The sequence below is a fragment of the Micromonospora sp. DT228 genome (genome assembly GCF_049841595.1).
In the GTDB taxonomy this organism is placed as follows: Bacteria; Actinomycetota; Actinomycetes; order Mycobacteriales; family Micromonosporaceae; genus Micromonospora.
This window is the reverse complement of the sequence record NZ_JBNCKO010000049.1, coordinates 1-1,447: the sequence shown is the minus strand read 5'-3', so window position 1 is coordinate 1,447 and position 1,447 is coordinate 1. Positions and strand designations below refer to the sequence as shown.

At 61.0% G+C, this 1,447-nt stretch carries 2 protein-coding genes; one reads left to right on the top strand and one right to left on the bottom strand.

The window, feature by feature from the left end; all coding sequences use genetic code 11:
* Window positions 1–572: HEPN domain-containing protein (locus ACLQ29_RS35340; protein ID WP_425775696.1), on the top strand; the 572-nt coding region annotated here is incomplete at its 5' end.
* A 276-nt stretch (window positions 573–848) separates the two neighbouring features.
* On the opposite strand, the gene ACLQ29_RS35335 is transcribed toward ACLQ29_RS35340, so the two are convergent.
* On the bottom strand, window positions 849–1,289 hold the full coding sequence (locus tag ACLQ29_RS35335; protein ID WP_425775695.1) for a hypothetical protein: 441 nt from the start codon (window positions 1,287–1,289) through the stop codon (window positions 849–851).
* Window positions 1,290–1,447 lie beyond the last annotated feature (158 nt).

The window sequence follows — 1,447 nt, the reverse complement described above, 5'->3', positions numbered from 1 at the left end:
CAGACGATCATGCGGTGGCCGTCCTCATTCCTGCGGGACCCGAGGTCACCTCACGAACGGCGGCTGCCGTACTAGCCTCGGAGTCGCTTCGAAGAATCGCAATCCGAACGAAGAACCCGGCTGACCTGCCCACCGAGATCAAGAAGACATTGAAGAAGAGTCTGCTCGGCGCGAAAGACGATCTCGCAATTTGGTCCATAGCCGGAGGAGGTTGGAAAGATCAGCTCAAGCTGCGCGCAAGCATGATCGTCTCCGACGAGGACCGATCGCTCAACACGCCGAAGCACCGGCAAGTTAGAGACTTCTTCCGCGAAAATCTGGGCATCACGGATATTACCCAAAGCTGGTCGTGGCCCCGCTGCCAGCCCGAGACGGCATGCAGGAAGCTGGACGAATTCGTAACGCTGCGTGGCTCGATCGCGCACCGCCGGGCCCCTGCGGGAAGCGTGTACAAGCGAGAGGCGGTCAAATCCCTGGACCTCGTGCAGCGGCTCGCCGCGTGCACCGCGAAGCAGGTGGACGAATTTCTTGTTAAGACGACCGGTCGCGGTCTTATCAGACGCAAAGCATAACGACTATCAGTCACCACGAAGACTGGAGCAGGTACGAACTCGCGCCAGGCGAATACGGGGTCCTGTCAGTCCACCAGCGCCCTGCTCCTTGGCCAACCGGACCAGGTCGGCGGCGACCTTCGCCTCCGCCGAAAACTCGGCCTTGACCTTCCTCAGGGTCACATCGTTCAGTGCCGCAGTAATCACAGCACCCTCCTCACCTGGCACAACGCCCGGCCGGTCAGGCCGGAAACACCCTCAAATCCGCAGACCCCCAGTTGATGGCTGCTTGTTCCGTCAGACGCGATTACGTGCTTCGATTCCGACCTCCACGCGGAGCAGTTCGCGCATCCGCCCGGCGAGCGCTGCCATTTCGGTTAGGTGGAAATCACGCTCCTGCACATTCTGGTAGCCGCGAACCCGCCAAGAGATGAACGTGTCGTACATTTCGCGCACCGGCGTTGACGCGTATAGATCAACCCTTGCTCTAAGCGCGTGCTCTGCGTCAGTCAGTTCTGGGCGGCTGGCGGATTCGGTTCGAGGAGGATCATGCACCTCCTGCCAGACCTTCTGGACGTCCAGACGCACGCTGGTCAACAGGTCGATGTAGAGGTCGGTCCGTTGTCCTCGGGCGAACCGCACGTGCTCCTGTTTCAATGCCAGGCGAAAGCCGAGCACAGTGGCGATAAGCGTGACGGCCGAGGGCACCGCGATTCCTAGGCTTGTTTCCCAGCTCACAGGACCACTGTAGGGTTCCACCACCAGCGGATCGGGGCCACAGCAGATCAACGGCCGCCTGGTCGAGGACATTGATCGGCGGCTACAGAGGTTGAAAGGCCGAGGTTCGGGCTATCTCGGTGGTTCGGGTTCGAGGGTCATGCCGGTGCTGGCGAGGA